This window comes from Streptomyces sp. NPDC048288, from assembly GCF_043201555.1.
Classification (GTDB): domain Bacteria; phylum Actinomycetota; class Actinomycetes; order Streptomycetales; family Streptomycetaceae; genus Streptomyces.
In genome coordinates this window covers 35,496-56,531 of the sequence record NZ_JBICZD010000002.1, presented here as the reverse complement: position 1 = coordinate 56,531, position 21,036 = coordinate 35,496, and the positions used below count along the sequence as shown (strand labels likewise).

20 protein-coding genes are annotated in these 21,036 nt (G+C 72.5%); 14 read left to right on the top strand and 6 right to left on the bottom strand.

The window, feature by feature from the left end; genetic code table 11:
* Nucleotides 1-57: 57 nt before the first annotated feature.
* Together ACGFZS_RS06600 and ACGFZS_RS06595 are read right to left on the bottom strand one after the other, a co-directional pair.
* A complete protein-coding gene (locus ACGFZS_RS06600) occupies nt 58-1,389 on the bottom strand; it encodes a PH domain-containing protein (protein ID WP_393794159.1) in 1,332 nt (443 codons plus the stop codon).
* A complete protein-coding gene (locus ACGFZS_RS06595) occupies nt 1,386-1,889 on the bottom strand; it encodes a PH domain-containing protein (protein WP_359206036.1) in 504 nt (167 codons plus the stop codon). Before ACGFZS_RS06595 ends, ACGFZS_RS06600 begins: the two co-directional genes overlap by 4 nt.
* Before the next feature lie 31 nt (nt 1,890-1,920).
* On the opposite strand from ACGFZS_RS06595, the gene ACGFZS_RS06590 reads away from it, so the two are divergent.
* Complete coding sequence (locus ACGFZS_RS06590) at nt 1,921-3,072, top strand: NADH-quinone oxidoreductase subunit D (protein WP_393794158.1); 1,152 nt, start codon at nt 1,921-1,923, stop codon at nt 3,070-3,072.
* 52 nt (nt 3,073-3,124) lie between these two features.
* Here ACGFZS_RS06590 and ACGFZS_RS06585 read toward each other — a convergent pair whose 3' ends face one another.
* A complete protein-coding gene (locus tag ACGFZS_RS06585) occupies nt 3,125-4,147 on the bottom strand; it encodes an SAM-dependent methyltransferase (protein WP_393794157.1) in 1,023 nt (340 codons plus the stop codon).
* A gap of 118 nt (nt 4,148-4,265) precedes the next feature.
* Here ACGFZS_RS06585 and ACGFZS_RS06580 point away from each other — a divergent pair, with 118 nt between their 5' ends.
* On the top strand, nt 4,266-5,471 hold the full coding sequence (locus tag ACGFZS_RS06580) for a sensor histidine kinase (RefSeq protein ID WP_393794156.1): 1,206 nt from the start codon (nt 4,266-4,268) through the stop codon (nt 5,469-5,471).
* A 74-nt stretch (nt 5,472-5,545) separates the two neighbouring features.
* Nucleotides 5,546-6,220, top strand: a complete 675-nt coding sequence (locus ACGFZS_RS06575) for a response regulator transcription factor (protein WP_359206028.1) — start codon at nt 5,546-5,548, stop codon at nt 6,218-6,220.
* A 24-nt stretch (nt 6,221-6,244) separates the two neighbouring features.
* Here the strand turns inward: ACGFZS_RS06575 and ACGFZS_RS06570 are convergent, their stop codons facing one another.
* Complete coding sequence (locus tag ACGFZS_RS06570) at nt 6,245-7,345, bottom strand: DUF5937 family protein (RefSeq protein WP_393794155.1); 1,101 nt, start codon at nt 7,343-7,345, stop codon at nt 6,245-6,247.
* 82 nt (nt 7,346-7,427) lie between these two features.
* Nucleotides 7,428-8,606: a threonine aldolase family protein gene (locus tag ACGFZS_RS06565; protein ID WP_393794154.1), complete on the bottom strand. Its 1,179-nt coding sequence runs from the start codon at nt 8,604-8,606 to the stop codon at nt 7,428-7,430.
* A 182-nt stretch (nt 8,607-8,788) separates the two neighbouring features.
* Between ACGFZS_RS06565 and ACGFZS_RS06560 the strand changes: the two genes are divergently transcribed.
* The 10 genes from ACGFZS_RS06560 (at nt 8,789) to ACGFZS_RS06515 (ending at nt 17,391) form a co-directional block, all read left to right on the top strand.
* Entirely contained in the window at nt 8,789-9,721 is a 933-nt protein-coding gene (locus ACGFZS_RS06560) for a Rossmann-like and DUF2520 domain-containing protein (protein WP_393794153.1), read from the top strand.
* Nucleotides 9,718-10,740 carry a pantoate--beta-alanine ligase gene (gene panC, locus ACGFZS_RS06555; protein WP_393794152.1) on the top strand — a complete coding sequence of 341 codons (1,023 nt, stop codon included), beginning with the start codon at nt 9,718-9,720 and terminating at the stop codon, nt 10,738-10,740. The genes ACGFZS_RS06560 and panC overlap by 4 nt, the downstream gene beginning before the upstream one ends.
* Nucleotides 10,737-12,482 carry an L-aspartate oxidase gene (locus ACGFZS_RS06550; protein ID WP_393794151.1) on the top strand — a complete coding sequence of 582 codons (1,746 nt, stop codon included), beginning with the start codon at nt 10,737-10,739 and terminating at the stop codon, nt 12,480-12,482. Before panC ends, ACGFZS_RS06550 begins: the two co-directional genes overlap by 4 nt.
* 5 nt (nt 12,483-12,487) lie before the next feature.
* The gene (nadC, locus tag ACGFZS_RS06545) at nt 12,488-13,465 is read left to right on the top strand and encodes a carboxylating nicotinate-nucleotide diphosphorylase (RefSeq protein WP_393794150.1); all 978 of its coding nucleotides are present in this window, start codon (nt 12,488-12,490) and stop codon (nt 13,463-13,465) included.
* Nucleotides 13,466-13,469: 4 nt separating this feature from the next.
* Nucleotides 13,470-14,267: a type III pantothenate kinase gene (locus tag ACGFZS_RS06540; RefSeq protein ID WP_089099902.1), complete on the top strand. Its 798-nt coding sequence runs from the start codon at nt 13,470-13,472 to the stop codon at nt 14,265-14,267.
* Nucleotides 14,268-14,594: 327 nt separating this feature from the next.
* Complete coding sequence (locus ACGFZS_RS06535; RefSeq protein WP_393794860.1) at nt 14,595-15,212, top strand: hypothetical protein; 618 nt, start codon at nt 14,595-14,597, stop codon at nt 15,210-15,212.
* Nucleotides 15,213-15,488: 276 nt separating this feature from the next.
* Nucleotides 15,489-15,671: a hypothetical protein gene (locus tag ACGFZS_RS06530; protein WP_359225461.1), complete on the top strand. Its 183-nt coding sequence runs from the start codon at nt 15,489-15,491 to the stop codon at nt 15,669-15,671.
* Between the two features lie 160 nt (nt 15,672-15,831).
* On the top strand, nt 15,832-16,248 hold the full coding sequence (locus ACGFZS_RS06525; RefSeq protein ID WP_393547279.1) for a BlaI/MecI/CopY family transcriptional regulator: 417 nt from the start codon (nt 15,832-15,834) through the stop codon (nt 16,246-16,248).
* Nucleotides 16,249-16,257: 9 nt separating this feature from the next.
* Nucleotides 16,258-16,791, top strand: a complete 534-nt coding sequence (locus ACGFZS_RS06520) for an amino-acid N-acetyltransferase (protein ID WP_359225467.1) — start codon at nt 16,258-16,260, stop codon at nt 16,789-16,791.
* Nucleotides 16,792-17,055: 264 nt separating this feature from the next.
* On the top strand, nt 17,056-17,391 hold the full coding sequence (locus tag ACGFZS_RS06515) for an Lsr2 family protein (RefSeq protein WP_046730878.1): 336 nt from the start codon (nt 17,056-17,058) through the stop codon (nt 17,389-17,391).
* Here the strand turns inward: ACGFZS_RS06515 and ACGFZS_RS06510 are convergent.
* Nucleotides 17,370-18,071: an SCO3374 family protein gene (locus ACGFZS_RS06510; RefSeq protein WP_393794149.1), complete on the bottom strand. Its 702-nt coding sequence runs from the start codon at nt 18,069-18,071 to the stop codon at nt 17,370-17,372. The two genes, ACGFZS_RS06515 and ACGFZS_RS06510, sit on opposite strands and share 22 nt — an antisense overlap.
* Nucleotides 18,072-18,501: 430 nt before the next feature.
* On the opposite strand from ACGFZS_RS06510, the gene ACGFZS_RS06505 reads away from it, so the two are divergent.
* Nucleotides 18,502-21,027, top strand: a complete 2,526-nt coding sequence (locus ACGFZS_RS06505) for an ATP-dependent Clp protease ATP-binding subunit (RefSeq protein WP_355722186.1) — start codon at nt 18,502-18,504, stop codon at nt 21,025-21,027.
* Nucleotides 21,028-21,036: the final 9 nt, after the last annotated feature.

The window sequence follows — 21,036 nt, the reverse complement described above, 5'->3', positions numbered from 1 at the left end:
GCCGCCTCCTGAACGCGCGGCGATCCTGAGGCCGGGACCCCCGACGGGGTCCCGGCCTCAGGCCATCCAGCGGTCCGGGCGCGCGGTCCGGCGGCCCGTGCGGGAGCGCTCGGCCTGCTCCCGCAGCAGTGCGGCGGCCTCCTCGGCGCCCCGTAGACGGGCCGTGACGGTCTTGTTGGCCCCCGTGTCCACATGAACGTCCGCGAGCCGCCACAGCCGCTCCCAGGGCCCCTGCGTCAGTCGTACGCTCTGGACCTTGGCGTGCGGGACCAGCGACAGCTTCCGGCGCAGCAGCCCGTGCCGGGCGGCGAACACCGCGTCCGTGACCGCGAACCCGTAGCCGCGCCACCACAGCGGCACGCACCATTCGGCGCGCCGCGGCGACCGCGACAGCCCGGCCGGCACGGTCACCCCGGGCAGCACGCGCGCGACGACCGACTCGGCGACCGCGCGGGGCGCGACCGGCACCAGCACGGAGTTCGCCGACCCGGCCACGTCCAGCTCCACCCGCACCCAGCGCAGCGGCCGCCACAGCAGCGGCTCCACGATCCGCACGGTCTGCACCCGGCCCGGCGGCACCGTCTCGTGCGTGCGGTCGAGCAGCCCGTGGTCGATGTGCAGCCCGTCCGGGGACTCCGCGAGCGTCCAGTCGTACTCCGCGACGAACCGCCCCGCGCTGGCCGTGGCCGCCGCGCCGAGCAGCGGCAGGGCGGTGGCGAGGACCGTCCACACGCTGTGGGTGGCCAGCCACAGCAGCGGCGGGGCGACGAGGGCGGCGGCCAGCGAGCCCCAGGTCGCGCCGGTCAGCACGAGGGCGAGCGCGAGCTTGTTCGGGGGCACCCGCATCAGCTCGTGCGCCGGCGCCTCGCCGACCTCGTGCGCGGTCTCCGGCGCGAATCCGGCGGCACGCGCGAGCAGCTCCGCGCGCAGCGCCCGCGCCTCGCCCTCGCCCAGAAAGGCCAGCTCGTCCTTCTTGTCGGTGCCGACGACGTCTATGCGCAGCTTGGCGACGCCCGCCACGCGCGCCAGCAGCGGCTGGGTGACGTCCACGGCCTGGATCCGCTCCAGCCGGATGTGCGCGGTGCGCCGGAACAACAGGCCGGTACGTATGCGCAGTTCGCTGTCGGTCACCGCGAAGTGGGTGAACCACCAGGTGAGGAAGCCGTAGAGGGCGCCCGCCGTGACCAGGGCGGCGAACCCGGCCAGCAGCATGGTCGTGGTCAGTTTCGTCAGCTGTTCCTGGGCCTGGTTCGGGTCGTGCATCGCCCATCCCGCGATCACCGCGACCGGCGCCCACGCCCGCCGGAACGGCGTCACGGGGTGCAGCCGCCGCTCGGCCACGGCGGCCCTGTCCGGGCGTACGGCGTCGTCGACGCCCGGCGTGGTCACAGGCCCGCCGATCGGGCCTCGCCGAGCTCGGTGAGCCGGTCGCGCAGCCGTTCCGCCTCGGCCGGGTCGAGGCCCGGGATGGTCGCGTCGGTGGCCGCGGCGGCGGTGTGCAGCTGGACGCTGGCCAGCCCGAAGTGCCGCTCGACGGGCCCCGAGGTCACCTCCACCAGCTGCATCCGCCCGTAGGGCACCACGGTCTCCTCGCGCCAGAGCACACCACGGCTGATCAGCAGGTCGTCGGCGCGCTCGGCATAACGCCAGGACCGCCAGTTGCGGCCCAGCAGCACCCAGCCCCAGGCCAGCAGGGCCAGCGGCAGCAGCGCGAACGCCGCCCACACCGGGCCCGCGAGCAGCCCGAGCAGCAGCCCTACGGCGAGGGCGGTCAGCCCCAGCCACACCACCAGCAGCAGGCGGCGCATCCGCAGCAGGCCGGAGGGCAGTCCCGTCCACACCGGCTCGGTCCCCGTCGTCCCGGCGCCGGCCGGGCTCCCCGTCTCCATATGCCCAGCGTACGTAGGAGAGACTGGGGCCATGACTCCTACGACGGAGACCACGGTCGGGATCGGCGGCGCCGCGGAGAGCACCGACATGGTGCTCAACATCGGCCCCCAGCACCCCTCCACGCACGGTGTGCTGCGGCTGAAGCTGGTGCTGGACGGCGAGCGGATCGTCTCGGCGGAGCCGGTGATCGGCTATATGCACCGGGGCGCGGAGAAGCTCTTCGAGGCGCGCGACTACCGGCAGATCATCATGCTCGCCAACCGCCACGACTGGCTGTCGGCCTTCTCGAACGAGCTGGGCGTGGTCCTCGCCGTGGAGCGCATGCTCGGCATGGAGGTGCCCGTCCGCGCGGTGTGGACGCGCACTCTGCTCGCCGAGCTGAACCGGGTGCTCAACCACCTGATGTTCCTCGGCTCCTATCCGCTGGAGCTGGGCGGGATCACCCCGGTCTTCTACGCGTTCCGCGAGCGCGAGGAGCTCCAGAACGTCATGGAGGAGGTCTCCGGCGGGCGCATGCACTACATGTTCAACCGCGTCGGCGGCCTCAAGGAGGACCTCCCGGCCGGCTGGACCGCACGCGCGCGTGCGGCGGTGGCCGCCGTGCGCTCCCGGATGGACGTCTTCGACGACCTCGTCCTCGGCAACGAGATCTTCCGGGGGCGCACCCGGGGCGTGGGCGCCCTCACGCCGGAGGCCGTGCACGGGTACGGCGTGAGCGGGCCCCTCGCGCGCGCCTCGGGCGTCGACTTCGACCTGCGCCGCGACGAGCCCTACCTGGCCTACGGCGAGCTCCAGGACACCCTCAGGGTGGTCACCCGGACCGAGGGCGACTGCCTGGCCCGCTTCGAGTGCCTCCTGGAGCAGACCCACAACGCCCTGGACCTGGCCGACGCCTGTCTGGACCGGTTCGCCGAGCTGCCGCCGGGACCGATCAACCAGCGGCTGCCCAAGGTGCTCAAGGCGCCCGAGGGCCACACCTACGCGTGGACCGAGAACCCGCTCGGCATCAACGGCTACTACCTCGTCAGCAAGGGCGAGAAGACCCCGTACCGGCTCAAGCTGCGCTCGGCGTCGTACAACAACATCCAGGCCCTGACCGAACTGCTGCCGGGGACGCTGGTGGCGGACATGGTGGCGATCCTGGGGTCGATGTTCTTCGTGGTGGGGGACATCGACAAGTAGGCCCGCGAGGGCGTGGGGCGTGGGGTGTCGGGTGTGCGCCGCGGGTGGTGGGTCAGAGCAGGGTGTCCGCGATGCCCACCGGCTGGACCAGCCAGAGGAAGTCGCCGAGGCCGCCGGGGGCGGTGAGTTCGGCGGCCTCTCCCGCGGTCGAGAGGGCGCGCACATAGCCGGCGGGGTTCGTGGAGGCGAGCGTGAGCGGGGGGCGGCCGGCGATCAGGCCCAGGGCGCGCAGGGCGTCGCGCTGGGTGCACAGCAGCGCCTCGGGCAGCCTGAGGGCCGGGTCGAGCGCCGCGCACGCGTCCAGCGCCACATGCGCCGTGATGTCGCACGATCCGTTCGGCACGGGGAATGTCGCGCGCCCCGCGCGGAAGCCGGTGAGCGTCCCGAACGGGGGGCGGGTGTCCACCGTGTGCGCGTAGTCCACGGCCACCGCGAGCCCCCTGCGCAGACCGGTGACGGCGGTCGCCCAGGCCTGGTCCCGGGGCAGCCCGATCTCCGCGCGCAGTCCCGGTTCGGTGCCCAGCGGCCACCACCGCGCGAGCCACTGCGCGTCCGCGCCGGACACCCGCTCCCCGAGCAGCTCGACGCCGTCCCGCCGGACGTGCACCAGGCGGGGCACCCCGGCCGGGTCCACCTCGGCGACGTCGACCGGGACGTTGTCGAGCCACTCGTTGGCGAAGAGCAGGCCGCTGATCGTGCGCGGGGGCTCGGCGAGCCAGGTGACGCGGTCGGCGAGGCCGGGCGGGCGGTCGGCGATGTCGACGGCGTACGCGCGGGTGCGTGCCGCCACCCCGGCGGGCAGCGCGGCCAGCACGCCGGTGACCAGCTCGCCCCGCCCGGCGCCCATGTCGACGAAGTCCAGCGTCTCGGGGCGCCCCAGCGCCTCGTCCACCCGGCACAGCAGCTCGGCCACGGCCTCGGCGAACAGCCCCGAGGCGTGCACCGACGTGCGGAAGTGCCCGGCCGGCCCCTCCGGGCGGCGGTAGAAGCCGCCGGGGCCGTACAGGGCCGTCTCGGTGGCCGCGCGCCAGCCGCGCGCGTCGTCGGCCGTCTCTCGCGTCGCCTCATCCGTCACCGGGCCAGACTAGGCGTACAGGTGATCACCTTCTCCACCTTGCGGAGTACGCGTGCGGAACAGGGATCGGCCCTCCGGTTGACCCCTGCACCTATCACGCTTCCCTACTCTGGGTTACGTGCAGCGCCTCTATGACTTCCTCCGCAGGCACCCGACATGGGTCGACAGCTTCTGGGCCGTCGCCCTGCTCGGGATCTCCGCCGCGAGCATCTGGAAGCTCGGCGAGGCCCAGCAGCACCACGGGTCCAGGGCCGCCATGCTGGCCGTGTCCGTCGTGATGTGCGTCGTCGTCGCGCTGCGCCGCCGGTTCCCGGAGCCGATGCTGCTGCTGGCCGCGGCCACCGGCCTGGTCCAGCTGGTGCTGGACGTGGAGACGACCGTCGCCAACTTCGCCATGCTGGTGATCGTCTGCACGAACGCCGCCGTCGGCGCGCGCTGGGCGTCCCGGTTCGGCCTCTACACGGGGCTGGCCGCTGCGCCGCTGGCGCAGATCCGGTGGCCGCAGGAGGAGGCGAGCTTCCCGGGGCGCCTCGCCATCGTGCTGTTCCAGACGGTGCCGTTCGTGCTCGCCTGGGTGCTCGGCGACTCCATGCGCACCCGCCGCGCCTACTTCGCGCAGCTGGAGGAGCGTGCCGCCCGGCTGGAGAAGGAGCGCGAGGCGCAGGCCAAGGTGGCGGTCGCCGCCGAGCGCGCCCGGATCGCGCGCGAGCTGCACGACGTGGTCGCGCACAACGTGTCCGTGATGGTGGTCCAGGCCGACGGCGCCGCCTATGTGCTGGACGCCGCCCCCGACCAGGCCAAGAAGGCTCTGGAGACGATCTCCTCCACCGGCCGCCAGGCCCTCGCCGAGATGCGCCGCCTGCTGGGCGTGCTGCGCACCGGCGAGCACAAGGAGGTCGGCGAGTACGTCCCGCAGCCGGACGTCGAGCAGATCGACGAGCTCGTCGAGCAGTGCCGCAGCTCCGGCCTGCCCGTCGACTTCAAGGTCGAGGGCACCCCGCGCCCGCTGCCCAGCGGGGTCGAGCTCACGGCGTACCGGATCGTGCAGGAGGCGCTCACCAACACGCGCAAGCACGGCGGTCCCAACACGGGAGCCAGTGTGCGGCTGGTCTACTTCGACGACGGCCTCGGCCTGCTGGTGGAGGACGACGGCAAGGGAGCCCCGCACGAGATGTACGAGGAGGGCGGCGCCGACGGGCAGGGACACGGCCTGATCGGCATGCGCGAGCGCGTCGGCATGGTCGGTGGCACCCTCGACGCGGGACCCCGCCCCGGCGGAGGATTCCGCATCAGTGCCCTGCTGCCGCTCAAACCGGCGCATTGACACAGACGCACGCCCCCGGTTGACACCTGTCACGCCCCGGAACAAACGTACGAATGGCAACGGAAGAGGACCCGATGACGATCCGCGTCATGCTCGTCGACGACCAGGTGCTGCTGCGCACCGGGTTCCGGATGGTGCTCGCGGCGCAGCCGGACATGGAGGTCGTCGCCGAGGCGGGCGACGGCGTCGAGGCCCTCCAGGTGCTGAGATCCACCGACGTGGACGTGGTGCTGATGGATGTGCGCATGCCCAAGCTGGACGGGGTGGAGGCCACCCGCCGCATCTGCGCGGAGCCCGAACCGCCCAAGGTGCTCATCCTGACCACCTTCGACCTCGACGAGTACGCCTTCTCGGGGCTGAAGGCGGGCGCCTCCGGCTTCATGCTCAAGGACGTGCCGCCGGGCGAGCTGCTGGCGGCCATCCGCTCCGTGCACAGCGGCGACGCCGTCGTCGCGCCCTCCACCACCCGGCGCCTCCTCGACCGCTTCGCCCCGATGCTGCCCTCGGCCGGCAAGGAGGCGCAGCACCAGGAGCTGAACCGGCTCACCGACCGGGAGCGCGAGGTCATGGTGCTGGTCGCGCAGGGCCTGTCGAACGGCGAGATCGCGGGCCGCCTGGTGCTGTCCGAGGCGACCGTGAAGACCCACGTGGGCCGCATCCTGACCAAGCTCGGGCTGCGCGACCGGGTCCAGGTGGTCGTGCTCGCCTACGAGACCGGGCTGGTGCGGGCGGGTGGCGGGCACGGCTGACGCGCCGCCGTACCGCGCGGGCGGCTAGCGGAGTATCCCTTCCAGGAAGTCGCTGCCCAGCCGGGCGACCACGGTGACGTCCAGCTGGTGCAGCACGTACCGCCCGCGGCGGCGGGTGGAGACCAGGCCTGCCTTCTTGAGCACACCCAGATGCCGGGACACCTCCGGCGCCGACAGACCCTGCGCCTGTGCCAGCTCGCTGGTGGTGTACGCGCTGCGCGCCAGATACCGGCACAGCCGCATCCGGACGGGGTGCGACAGCGCCGCCATCCGCAGCGTGAGCTGTTCCACCGAGGCCGGGGAGGCCAGCTCCGGCGAACCGACGGGGTAGTGCAGCACCGGCTGCCAGCCGTAGCGGTGCAGCACCATCAGATGCGGCCAGCCGAGGCTCGTCGGCACCAGCAGGAGGCCGTCGGCGGCGGCCGTGGCATGGCCGTCGGTGAGCTTGTCCACGGTGATCCGCCCGGCCGCCCCGTCGAGGGTCACCGACGGCGAGACCGCGGTCAGCGCCTCGGCCAGCCCCTTGCGCCGCAGCAGCTCCGTCTTGTGCCGGGCGTCGGCCGCCAGCTGGTGGCGCAGCCGCGACCAGGCCTCGTCGAAGAACGCCTCGGCGCAGTCCTCCAGGAACCGGCGCAGCCACGCGCGCACGCTCGGCGGATCGTCGAGCAGCCGCCGGGCGAAGCGGACCTGCCGCGGACCGCGCGAGGCCGCCACCTCCAGCGCCCGCCCGCGCGCGACCGGGTCCGACAGCAGGCCCGGCGCCCGCGTCCCGTAGGACAGCGCGCAGGTGAACTCCAGTGCCGCGTCCACGAACTGCTCGTCCGTCAGTTTGTCGAGCTGGTCCAGCTCCTCGGCGAGCGTGCCGCCCGGGACGGCGCCCGGCACGGCCGCGTACGGCAGGAACAGGTCCGAGAACGTCGTCCGCCACAGGAAGTCCGCCTCGCACATCCGGTCCGCCAGGTGCGGCTCCAGAGCGGCGGCCACCCCGGTCACCCAGCCCTGGAGACCCGGGTGGTGCCCCGGTTCGGACAGCGCGTGCAGCGCCATGCCGAGCTCGGCCAGCGGAGAGGGCACGACGGCGACCCTCTCCGGCCGCAGCCCCGCGATGTCGATACGTACGCTCATGTCCCCATCGTGCACCCCGGCACCGACAACGCCCCCGTGGATTGACGGCCGCCGTCAATCCACGCGGCCTCCGGCGGGGCGGCTAGGGCAGCCGCGCCACGAAGTCCGCGACCGCCGCCCGCACGTCCCGCGCGGTCCACTCCAGCCCCTCGGCCGTCACCGTCACCTCGTTCATGGACAGCCCCGGGCCCTTCGCCTCCCACGGACCCACGAAGAGGTACGTGCCGGTCTCCTCGGCCTGCCGGACCGCCGCTTCCGCCAGCGCATCCGGCTCGTACGGCAGCCAGACCTGGAACTGGTGCGTGTGCGGCTCCTCGGGGTGGACGCGCGCCCAGGGGACGCCCGCCCCGGCGAAGCCCTCGCGCAGGGCCGCGGCGACCACGCGCGCGTGGCGGACGTAGTCCGGGAGGCGGGGCAGTTCGCGCTCCAGGCCGACGAGGGCCGCCAGGGCGGTCGGGAACTGCTGGAAGACCATGCCGCCGTAGCGGTGGCGCCAGGTCTTCGCCTCCTCGACCAGGGACTTCGGGCCCGCCAGCGCGGCGCCGCCGAACCCGTTCAGGGACTTGTAGAACGAGACGTAGACGCTGTCCGCCAGCTCCGCGATCTCGTGCAGGGGGCGCCCGAAGCGGACCGTGCACTCCCACAGGCGCGCGCCGTCGAAGTGCACCACCGCGTCGCGCTCCCGTGCCGCCTCCACGACCTCCGTGAGCTCCTCCCAGGTCGGCAGCACGAAACCGGCGTCCCTCAGCGGCAGTTCCAGCATCAGCGCCCCGAAGGGCTCCTCCAGGTCGCGTATCTCCTGGGCGGTGGGGAGCCGGGGCTCGCCGGTGACGCGCACCGTGCGCAGGCCGGCGACCTCGCGGAAGGCGTCCCGTTCGTGCACCTCGGGGTGGCCGAGGGCGTGCAGGGCCACCGTGGGGTTGCCGGTGCGGGCCGCCCAGCAGCGCAGGGCGACCTGCTGGGCCATCGTGCCGGTCGGGAAGAACGCGGCGGCCTCCGTGCCCAGCAGGGCCGCGACGCGCCGCTCCAGCGCCTCGACGATCCCGTTGCCGTAGATGTCCGCCGGCTCGTCCAGGTCGTACACCTCGGGCGCCGCCTCCTGGAGCCGCGCGAGCCGTTCGCGCAGCGAGGCACGCAGGCCCATGCGCGCGAGGACGCGGTCGGCCCTCCGGTAGGCGGCCGCGCGCCGCTCTCGCATCTCCTGCTCGGCCGGCAGGGTCTCCTGCGGCCGTTCGTCCTGGGGCGTCGCCGTATCGCTCATGCCGAGGATGATGCCGTGGCGCGAGGAGGGAGGGCCCCGGAATTTCGCGCGGGACCCTCCCCGGGATGTGACCGGTCACCCACAGCCTGTGGACAACCAACGGGGCTCCGACCCGATAGCGTTAACATGACGAGAAATCGTCCGGTACCCAGAGCGGACTGGAACGGGAAGGCCACCCTCGCGTGAGTACATTCCAACAGCCAGACCTCAGTGACCGCCCCGCGCGGCTCACCGTCGGCGTCGTCGGCGCCGGCCGGGTGGGTCCCGCGCTCGCCGCGTCCCTGCAGCTCGCCGGACACCGCCCGGTGGCCGCCTCCGGAGTCTCCGAAGCCTCCCGGCGGCGCGCCGAGGCGCTGCTGCCCGGCGTCCCGCTGGTACCCCCCGCCGAGGTCCTCCGGCGCGCCGACCTGGTGCTCCTGACCGTCCCCGACGACGCCCTGCCCGGCCTGGTCACCGGCCTCGCCGAGACCGGCGCCGTACGGCCCGGCCAGCTGCTCGTGCACACCTCCGGGCGGTACGGCACCGGGGTCCTGGACCCGGCCCTGCGCGCGGGCGCGCTGCCGCTGGCCCTGCACCCGGCGATGACCTTCACCGGGACACCGGTGGACGTCCAGCGCCTCGCGGGCTGCTCGTTCGGGGTCACCGCGCCCGAGGAGCTGCGGCTGGCCGCCGAGGCCCTCGTCATCGAGATGGGCGGCGAGCCGGAGTGGATCGCCGAGGAGAACCGCCCGCTCTACCACGCGGCCCTCGCCCTCGGCGCGAACCACCTGGTCACCCTGGTCGCCCAGTCCATGGAGCTGCTGCGCACGGCCGGCGTCGAGGCCCCCGACCGGATGCTCGGCCCGCTGCTGGGCGCCGCCCTGGACAACGCCCTGCGCTCCGGCGACGCGGCGCTGACCGGCCCGGTCGCGCGCGGGGACGCGGGCACCGTCGCCGCGCACGTCACCGAGTTGCGCCGGCACGCCCCGCAGGCCGTCGACGGCTATCTGGCGATGGCCCGCGCGACGGCCGACCGGGCGCTCGCCCACGGTCTGCTGAAGCCGGAACTCGCCGAGGACCTCCTGGGCGTCCTCGCCAACGGCACGCACACGTCCGAGAACGGGGAAGACCGATGACCCGCCACCCCCTCGCACTCGCCCCCACCGTCGACGACCTCAGGGCCGCGCGGGACCACTCCGCGGTGCCGGGCCGTACCGCCGTCGTCATGACCATGGGCGCCCTGCACGAGGGCCACGCGACGCTGATCCGGGAGGCCCGCGAGCACGTCGGCGGCGAGGGTTTCGTGATCGTCACCGTCTTCGTGAACCCGATGCAGTTCGGCGCGGGCGAGGACCTCGACCGCTACCCGCGCACCCTGGACGCCGATCTCAAGATCGCCGAGCAGGCCGGCGCGGACGTGGTGTTCGCCCCCGCCGCGGACGAGGTCTACCCCGGCGGCGAGCCCCAGGTCCGCATCACCGCGGGCCCCATGGGCACGGTCCTGGAGGGCGCCTCCCGGCCCGGGCACTTCGACGGCGTCCTCACCGTCGTCGCCAAGCTGCTGCACCTCACCCGTCCCGACGTGGCCCTGTTCGGGCAGAAGGACGCCCAGCAGCTCGCCGTGATCCGGCGCATGGTGCGGGACCTGAACTTCGGCGTCGAGATCGTCGGCGTGCCGACCGTGCGCGAGGCCGACGGGCTCGCGCTGTCCAGCCGCAACCGCTACCTGTCGGCCGACGAGCGGCGCACCGCCCTCACGCTGTCGCGCGCGCTGTTCGCGGGCCGCGACCGGCACGCGGCACAGGAGGCGCTGCGCGCGCGGGCGCTCGAAGTGCCCTCCACGCGCGCGCGGGCCGAGGCGCTCAGCGCCATAGGGGAGTCCCGCGCCGCCGCCGACGCGCACGCCGTGGCCAAGGCCGTGCCGAACGCCGCGGCGGCCGTCCGCGCGGCCGCCCGGACCACCCTGGACGAGGCCGTCCACTACGACCCACCGCTCGCCCTGGACTACCTCGCCCTGGTCGACCCCTCCGACTTCACCGACATCGACGACGACTTCACCGGAGAGGCCGTCCTCGCCGTCGCCGCCCGGGTCGGGACGACCCGGCTGATCGACAACATCCCCCTCACCTTCGGAACCTTCGGAGCCGCCTCGTGACCAGCACAGGCACCAGCACAGGCACCAGCACAGGCATACGACTGCACGCGCCCGCCCCCGGCTGGAGCATCTCGGCGGACGTGGTCGTCGTCGGATCCGGCGTGGCCGGCCTGACCGCGGCCCTGCGCTGCCAGGCCGCCGGGCTCAGCACGGTCGTCGTCACCAAGGCCCGCCTGGACGACGGCTCCACCCGCTGGGCGCAGGGCGGCATCGCCGCCGCCCTCGGCGAGGGCGACACCCCCGAACAGCACCTCGGGGACACCCTGGTGGCCGGCGCGGGCCTGTGCGACGAGGAAGCGGTACGGATCCTCGTCACCGAGGGCCCCGGCGCGGTACGGCGGCTCATCGACACCGGCGCCATCTTCGACGAGTCCTCCGAGGGCGGCCTCGACCTCACCCGCGAGGGCGGCCACCACCGGCGCCGGATCGCGCACGCCGGCGGCGACGCCACCGGCGCCGAGGTCTCCCGGGCCCTCGTCGAGGCGGTACGCGCGCGGGGGCTGCGCACCTTCGAGAACGCGCTCGTGCTGGACCTGCTGACCGACGCCGAGGGCCGTACGGCCGGCGTCACCCTGCACGTGATGGGCGAGGGCCAGCACGACGGCGTGGGCGCCGTGCACGCCCCCGCGGTGGTCCTCGCGACCGGCGGCATGGGCCAGGTGTTCTCCGCGACCACCAACCCCTCGGTGTCGACCGGCGACGGCGTGGCGCTGGCCCTGCGCGCGGGCGCCGAGGTCAGCGACCTCGAATTCGTGCAGTTCCACCCGACCGTGCTGTTCCTCGGCCCGGACGCGGAGGGCCAGCAGCCGCTGGTCTCCGAGGCGGTGCGCGGCGAGGGCGCCCACCTGGTCGACGCGGACGGCGTGCGCTTCATGGTGGGGCAGCACGAACTGGCCGAGCTGGCGCCCCGGGACATCGTCGCCAAGGGCATCCTGCGCCGGATGCTGGACCAGGGCGCCGAGCACATGTACCTGGACGCCCGGCACTTCGGCGCCGACATGTGGGAGCACCGCTTCCCGACCATCCTGGCCGCCTGCCGGGCCAACGGCATCGACCCGGTCACCGAGCCCATCCCGATCGCCCCGGCCGCCCACTACGCCTCCGGCGGCGTGCGCACCGACGCGCGCGGCCGGACCACCGTGCCCGGCCTGTACGCGTGCGGCGAGGTCGCCTGCACCGGCGTGCACGGCGCCAACCGGCTCGCCTCCAACTCCCTCCTCGAAGGCCTCGTCTACGCCGAGCGCATCGCCGCCGACATCACGGCCGCCCGCGCGGACGACGGCCTGCACGCGCGCGTGCCCGTCCCGGTCCCGCACCCGGAGAAGCCCGCGCACCCGCTGCAGGCCGCCGAGGCGCGGTTCACCATCCAGCGGATCATGGCCGAGGGCGCCGGCGTGCTGCGCTCCGAGGAGTCCCTCGCCACCGCCGCCGGGCAGCTCCAGCGGCTGCACACCGAGGCCCGCGACGCCCTCGACGAGAACGGCAAGACCGCCGAGCCCGGCGTCGACACCTGGGAGGCCACCAACCTCCTGTGCGTCGCGCGCGTCCTCGTCGAGGCGGCCCGGCGCCGCCAGGAGACCCGCGGCTGCCACTGGCGCGAGGACCACGCCGACCGCGACGACGCGCACTGGCGGCGGCACATCGTCGTACGGCTCAATCCGGACCGTTCACTGGCCGTGGGCACCACCGACACCGCAGACTTCCCCCCTACCCGGCCGCACCAGCCACACCAGGAGCAGTGACAGACGTGAGCACCAACGACCTTCCCCTCGCCGACGGCGGCGGCTGCGGCGACGGCTGTGCCTGTGGCGCCGAGGGCGACGAGGAGTACCTGGAGTGCGGGCTCGACCCTGCGCTCGCCGAACTCCTGGCCGCCGCCGGGCTCGACCCCATCGAGGTCGAGGACATCGCCAACGTGGCCGTCCAGGAGGACCTGGCGGGCGGCGTGGACGTGACGACCCTCGCGACGATTCCCGAGGAGGCCGTGGCGACCGCCGACTTCGTCGCCCGCGAGGCGGGCGTCGTCGCGGGCCTGCGGGTCGCCGAGGCCGTGGTCTCCGTGGTCTGCACGGACGAGTTCGAGGTCGAGCGGCACGTCGAGGACGGCGACCGGGTCGAGGCCGGGCAGCCGCTGCTGTCGATCACCACCCGCACCCGCGACCTGCTCACCGCCGAGCGCAGCGCGCTCAACATCCTGAACCGCCTGTCCGGCATCGCGACCGCCACGCGCGCGTGGGCGGACGCCCTGGAGGGCACGGCCACGCGCGTGCGGGACACCCGCAAGACCACGCCCGGGCTGCGCTCCCTGGAGAAGTTCGCGGTGCGCTGCGGCGGGGGCGTCAACCACCGCATGTCGCTCTCCGACGCGGCCCTGGTCAAGGACAACCACGTGGTCGCCGCCGGCGGCGTCGCCCAGGCCTTCAAGGCCGTCCGCGAGGCCTTCCCGGACCTGGCGATCGAGGTCGAGGTCGACACCCTGCACCAGCTGCGCGAGGTCGTCGACGCGGGCGCCGACCTGATCCTGCTGGACAACTTCACGCCGATGGAGTGCGAGGAGGCCGTCGCGATCGTCGACGGGCGCGCGCTCCTGGAGGCGTCCGGGCGGCTCACGCTGGACAACGCGCGGGCGTACGCCGACACCGGCGTGGACTTCCTGGCCGTCGGCGCCCTCACCCACTCCTCGCCGATCCTGGACATCGGCCTGGACCTGCGCGACGCGGAGTGACCCCATGCTCCTCACGATCGACGTCGGCAACACGCACACCGTCCTCGGCCTCTTCGACGGCGAGGACATCGTCGAGCACTGGCGCATCTCCACGGACGCCCGCCGCACCGCCGACGAGCTGGCGGTGCTCCTCCAGGGCCTGATGGGCATGCACCCGCTGCTCGGCGACGAACTCGGCGACGGCATCGACGGCATCGCGATCTGCGCGACCGTGCCGTCCGTGCTGCACGAGCTGCGCGAGGTGACGCGGCGCTACTACGGCGACGTCCCGGCGGTGCTGGTGGAGCCCGGGGTGAAGACCGGGGTGCCCATCCTCACCGACAACCCCAAGGAGGTCGGCGCGGACCGGATCATCAACGCGGTCGCCGCCGTCGAGCTGTTCGGGGGTCCGGCGATCGTCGTCGACTTCGGCACGGCCACGACCTTCGACGCGGTCTCCGCGCGCGGGGAGTACGTCGGGGGCGTGATCGCGCCCGGTATCGAGATCTCCGTGGAGGCGCTGGGCGTCAAGGGCGCACAGCTGCGCAAGATCGAGGTGGCCCGGCCGCGCAGCGTGATCGGCAAGAACACCGTGGAGGCCATGCAGGCGGGCATCGTCTACGGGTTCGCCGGGCAGGTCGACGGGGTGGTCGGCCGGATGGCCCGGGAACTCGCCGACGATCCCGACGACGTGACGGTGATCGCCACCGGTGGGTTGGCGCCGATGGTCCTCGGGGAGTCCTCGGTGATCGACGAGCACGAGCCGTGGCTGACGCTGGTGGGACTGCGGCTGGTGTACGAGCGGAACGTGTCGCGGATGTGAGCGGCCGGTGGGTGCGGGTGTGGGGCGGGTTTCGCCCCCGCCGCCCCTACCCGTCCCGTCCTCCAGGGGGCGAGCCCCCTTCGACCCCCCGGCCGATGCCGTCCCCGGCCGATGCCGTCCCCGGGGGCGGCAGCCCCCGGACCCCGCTTCGGCCTGGACGGCCTCGTCCTCTTGTCCTCGAACGCGGGACGGGCTGGGTGGCGGCGCAGGTCGTGTTGCGGCTGAGCGGGTGGACCGGTGGGCGCCACACCCCGCCCGCTATGTCGAGTTTGTCTGATTTACGCGTATCTTCGGTTCATGCCCACGCCCTACGGATCCCGCGGCGGCATGGCGTTCGGTGCGGAGGAGCTGCGTGTGCTCCGTCGCGCCCTCGCCCTCGCCCTTCACCCCGGTCCCGCCTCCGCCGACGACATCAAGGACTGTCATCGGCTGGCCGAGTCGCTCGACGAGGCGGTGCGCGAGGGAGACCGGTTGCGTGTCTTTCTGGTGGCCGATCTCGCCCGGTACCGCGCGGCCCTGCCCGGGACCGCCGCCGGCTATCTCGCCCTCCTGGAGGAGGCGCTGGGCGCCGGCCATCGGCCCACCCCGGGCGACCTCGCCGCGCTCCGGGCCCTGCGGGGGAACGCCTCGGCCGCCGCGCTGCTCGACCGGTGCCAGGACCTCGCCGAGCGCGATGTGCGGGCCCGGCTCGCCCAGGGTGCCCGGAAGGTACCGGCACCCGCCGTTCCGGGCTCCAGAGTCCGCCTGACGGCCCTGCCGGGCGGTGTCGCCAAGGAGCCGGAGAAGAAGCCGAACGAGAAGCCCGCCGAGCGCCCGGCCCCGCAGCCCCCCGCCCCCGAGCCCGCCGAACCGAAACGCCCCATCCCCACCCCGGGCGAGGTCTTCCCCCGCCGCCGCCCCACCCCACCCCCCGCCGGCCCCCCACAACAACTCGCCGCGGGCTGAGCGACCACCGGAGCCGACCACCCGGGCAGGCCACCTGAGCCGTTCATCTGGGCCGGCCCCCCGGGCCGGTCACCTGAGTCGGTCCCTGCTTCGGTCACCCGAGTCGGATACCTGGGCCGCCCCCCCCCGCTCCGCCCCCCCCGCTCCGCCCCCCGCTCCGGCCGCCGGCCCCGGTCACCCGAGTCGGTCACCCGGAAAGCGGCAGCTCGCGGGGCTTGGGGGATGGTTGGGTCACCCCGCCCCTTTCGTGCGGTGGTGCGTGGCTACTCTGGACGCATGGAATACGTTGCCGCGCTCCTGCCTCCGGTTGTCATGGCCATCTTCTTCATCGGCTTGGTCCGGGTCATCGTGAAGACCCAGGGCGGGGCCGCCAAGGCCAAGGAGGACGCCGCGGTCGACGCCGCCCTCGAGCGCGCGGCGGGCGCCCGCGGGGCCGCCGCCCCGAACGCCGACGCCTGACTGGGCACCCGGGGCGCCGCCAACCCCCTGGGCGTACGACTCACCGCGGCCGCGCTTTCCGAGTCGTACGCCCTTTTTGTTCGCCTTTGTTGGCGAAAGTGCACGTCCGGCACGCCATTGGCGGGATCTCCCACTATTGTTCTGAGCTGTGCCTCGCCCATTGGGAGAACTCGAAGACGCGGTCATGACGCGGGTGTGGAAGTGGAACCGCCCGGTGACCGTTCGAGAAGTCCTGGAAGACCTTCAGCAGGAACGGTCCATCGCGTACACCACGGTGATGACCGTTTTGGACAATCTCCATCAGAAGGGCTGGGTCCGCCGGGAGGCCGAAGGACGCGCCTATCGATATGAGGCCGTCTCCACCCGGGCCGCCTACGCGGCCGCCCTGATGAACGACGCGTGGTCGCAGAGCGACAACCCGGCGGCCGCCCTCGTCGCGTTCTTCGGGATGATGAGCGACGAACAGCGCCAGGCCCTCAGAGACGCCGTACGCATCGTGCAGGGTCCGGAAACCCCGGAACGGCCCGAACGGGAAGAGGAGAACCCCGGCTCGGTGCCGGACCGCGGCGGGCGATAGCGTCCGCTCATGTCAGCGATGCGCCCCGAAGTCACCGCAAAAGCCATCACCGTCCGGCGGGCCCGGACCGGCGATGTCCCGGCCGTGCGCCAGCTCCTTGACGCGTACGTCCGCGACCGCATCCTGCTCGACAAAGCCACGGTGACGCTTTACGAGGACATCCAGGAGTTCTGGGTCGCCGAACGCGACGACAACGCCGAGGTCGTCGGCTGCGGCGCACTGCACGTGATGTGGGAAGACCTCGCGGAAGTACGCACTCTCGCGGTGAAGCCGGGCCTCAAGGGCGCCGGTGTCGGTCATCAAGTGCTGGAGAAGTTGCTGGAGACCGCGCGTTGGCTTGGTGTTCGCCGCGTTTTCTGTCTGACCTTCGAAGTCGAGTTCTTCGGGAAGCACGGCTTCGTGGAGATCGGCGAGACGCCGGTGGACACCGATGTCTACGCGGAGCTGTTGCGTTCCTATGACGAGGGTGTCGCGGAGTTCCTCGGACTCGAACGAGTGAAACCGAACACCTTGGGCAACAGCCGGATGCTTCTGCATCTGTGATCGCGAAGGTTCCGCATCGATCCGCAAGGATCCCCGTGGATCGGCCCGCTATTCCGGGCGTCCCGCCATGCCCCGGTTCCCTATGTCCGAAACGCGCATGTTTCCGGGTGGGAGCGGGCCCCTCGGTCTCTCCCAGGGGTTTGTGTTTTTCCCGCAAAAGCGGTTTGCTTTCCGACGTACTGCAGTACTGCATATAACAGGGGGCGGCGAAACGGCGGACGCCGCAGACCCCCGGCCCTGAAGTTATCGATGAAAGGAAATCCGGTGGCACAGAAGGTTCAGGTCCTTCTTGTCGACGACCTCGACGGCGGCGAGGCGGACGAGACCGTGACGTTCGCGCTGGACGGCAAGACGTACGAGATCGATCTCACGACCGCCAATGCGGACAAGCTGCGCGGCCTTCTCGACCCGTATGTCAAGGGTGGTCGTCGTACCGGTGGCCGCGCTTCGGGCGGACGCGGAAAGGCCCGTGCGGCTTCCGGCGGCAGCCAGGACACCGCGCAGATTCGCGCGTGGGCGAAGGAGAACGGTTACGAGGTCAACGACCGCGGCCGTGTTCCGGCGACGATTCGCCAGGCCTACGAGGACGCCAACGCCTGACTGTCCGGCACACCGCGGCCCGCGCGCCGCAGCCGGGCCCGGTGGCACTCCGTGGCCACCGAGTCCACCAGCCGTACGAGATCGGGGGCGCCGGCAACGCGCCCCACGGCCGACAGCGTCGGCAGCGAGGCCTCGACCTCGCACCCCGGCTCGGGGGGCCGCAACCAGAAGGCGGCCCCCTGCACGGCCTGAGCGCGGCCGTCGGCGGCTCCGGGCAGCGGCCGGGCTCCGGAGTGCTCCGGCTCGGGCCGCGCCGGAGCGTCCATCCGGCCGCCGGCGCCCAGCGCCCGCAGATCGAGGGCCAGCGCGCCCCACTCCAGCCAGTCCAGCAGCCCCGGCAGCTCCTCCGCGCCGCCCGCTGCCATCAGCAGCCGCAGCCGCCCGCCCTGAAGGGCCACCGGCGAGCCCGGCCCCAGGTGCCTGAGCGCCTTCGCGCCCGCCTCGGCCGGCATCTCCAGTACGTCGAAACGCACGCCCGTGACCAGCCGCAACGGCTCTCCGGGCGCCTCGGGCACTGTTGCCCACCCCAGATCGTTCTCGTACCAGTGCCGGAGCCGGACCTCCTCCCGTCCGTCCGGCACGGCGGCGGATCCCCCACCGGACCCGCCGCCGGAACCAGGACCGAGCGGACGACGGGGGTGAGGGACCGTGGAAGAAGCCGGAGCGGCTGTGCCAGCCATGCCGAGTGCAACAGCCACGAGCCCGCCCGGGTTACGCTGGGTGCGCGTGCGAACGCGCAGAGTGCCGGAAATGAGGCCTCGTGGGGGTCCGGAGGGACGCAAGGTTGTTCGCCCGTAGCGGAGGGACCGGGGGCCTACGGCATGGACTGTCAGTCCGAACGGGTAAGACATCCCTAGTGGGAGGGGGCGACACGCATGCGAGGCCGTCTCACGTTCGCCATCGGCGTACTGACGGAAGGGGTAACTGCCTGGCCTGCGGGAACATCGTCTCGCACCATCGGGTTGGAGCAGATGTCGGCGTTCGGGGTCAGGAGGCCATCGACGGTGTCGGCAGTTGGAATGAGCGGTCCCCGCTTGCGGGACTAAGCTGCGGAAGGACAGGGAGGGGAAGTTCCCCCCACTGCCTGACCGCTCTGAGGAGCGATTAACGATGTTCGAGAGGTTCACCGACCGCGCGCGGCGGGTTGTCGTCCTGGCTCAGGAAGAAGCCCGGATGCTCAACCACAACTACATCGGCACCGAGCACATCCTCCTGGGCCTGATCCACGAGGGTGAGGGTGTCGCCGCCAAGGCCCTTGAGAGCCTCGGGATTTCGCTCGAGGCGGTCCGCCAGCAGGTGGAGGAGATCATCGGCCAGGGCCAGCAGGCCCCGTCCGGGCACATCCCCTTCACCCCCCGTGCCAAGAAGGTCCTGGAGCTCTCGCTCCGGGAGGCCCTTCAGCTCGGCCACAACTACATCGGCACGGAGCACATCCTGCTCGGCCTGATCCGTGAGGGCGAGGGCGTCGCCGCCCAGGTCCTGGTCAAGCTGGGCGCCGATCTCAACCGGGTGCGGCAGCAGGTCATCCAGCTGCTCTCCGGCTACCAGGGCAAGGAGACCGCCACCGCGGGCGGCCCTGCCGAGGGCACCCCCTCGACGTCCCTGGTCCTCGACCAGTTCGGCCGGAACCTCACCCAGGCCGCTCGTGAGTCCAAGCTCGACCCGGTCATCGGGCGCGAGAAGGAGATCGAGCGGGTCATGCAGGTGCTGTCCCGCCGTACCAAGAACAACCCGGTCCTGATCGGTGAGCCCGGCGTCGGCAAGACCGCCGTCGTCGAGGGCCTCGCCCAGGCCATCGTCAAGGGCGAGGTGCCCGAGACCCTCAAGGACAAGCACCTCTACACCCTGGACCTCGGCGCCCTGGTCGCCGGCTCCCGCTACCGCGGTGACTTCGAGGAGCGCCTGAAGAAGGTGCTCAAGGAGATCCGCACCCGCGGTGACATCATCCTGTTCATCGACGAGCTGCACACGCTGGTCGGTGCGGGTGCCGCCGAGGGCGCCATCGACGCCGCTTCGATCCTGAAGCCGATGCTGGCCCGCGGTGAGCTGCAGACCATCGGTGCCACCACCCTGGACGAGTACCGCAAGCACCTGGAGAAGGACGCGGCCCTCGAGCGCCGCTTCCAGCCCATCCAGGTCGCCGAGCCGTCCCTGCCGCACACGATCGAGATCCTCAAGGGTCTGCGTGACCGGTACGAGGCCCACCACCGGGTCTCCATCACGGACGAGGCGCTGGTCCAGGCGGCCACCCTGGCCGACCGCTACATCTCGGACCGCTTCCTGCCGGACAAGGCGATCGACCTGATCGACGAGGCCGGCTCCCGGATGCGCATCCGCCGGATGACCGCGCCGCCGGACCTGCGCGAGTTCGACGAGAAGATCGCCGCCGTCCGCCGGGACAAGGAGTCCGCGATCGACTCGCAGGACTTCGAGAAGGCCGCCTCCCTCCGCGACAAGGAGAAGCAGCTCCTGGCCGCCAAGGCCAAGCGGGAGAAGGAGTGGAAGGCCGGCGACATGGACGTCGTCGCCGAGGTCGACGGCGAGCTGATCGCCGAGGTCCTCGCCACGGCCACCGGCATCCCGGTCTTCAAGCTGACCGAGGAGGAGTCCTCGCGTCTGCTGCGCATGGAGGACGAGCTCCACAAGCGGGTCATCGGCCAGGTCGACGCCGTCAAGGCGCTGTCGAAGGCGATCCGCCGTACGCGTGCCGGTCTGAAGGACCCGAAGCGCCCCGGTGGCTCGTTCATCTTCGCCGGCCCGTCCGGTGTCGGTAAGACCGAGCTGTCCAAGGCGCTCGCCGAGTTCCTCTTCGGTGACGAGGACGCGCTGATCTCCCTCGACATGTCGGAGTTCAGCGAGAAGCACACGGTCTCCCGTCTCTTCGGTTCGCCCCCCGGCTACGTGGGCTACGAAGAGGGCGGCCAGCTGACCGAGAAGGTCCGCCGCAAGCCGTTCTCCGTCGTCCTCTTCGACGAGGTCGAGAAGGCCCACCCGGACATCTTCAACTCGCTGCTGCAGATCCTGGAGGACGGTCGCCTGACCGACTCCCAGGGCCGGGTCGTGGACTTCAAGAACACGGTCATCATCATGACGACCAACCTCGGCACCCGGGACATCTCCAAGGGCTTCAACCTGGGCTTCGCGGCCTCGGGTGACACGAAGACCAACTACGAGCGCATGAAGAACAAGGTCCAGGACGAGCTCAAGCAGCACTTCCGGCCCGAGTTCCTCAACCGCGTCGACGACGTGGTCGTCTTCCCGCAGCTGACGCAGGAGGACATCCTGCGGATCGTCGACCTGATGATCGGCAAGGTGGACGAGCGCCTGAAGGACCGGGACATGGGCATCGAGCTCTCCCAGTCCGCCAAGGAGCTGCTGTCCAAGAAGGGCTACGACCCGGTGCTGGGCGCGCGACCGCTGCGTCGCACGATCCAGCGCGAGGTCGAGGACACGCTCTCGGAGAAGATCCTCTTCGGCGAGCTGCGCCCCGGTCACATCGTGGTCGTCGACACGGAGGGCGAGGGCGACTCCGCGACCTTCACCTTCCGCGGCGAGGAGAAGTCGGCCCTGCCCGACGTCCCGCCGATCGAGCAGGCGGCCGGCGGCGCCGGTCCGAACCTGAGCAAGGAGGCGTAGCCCTTCGGG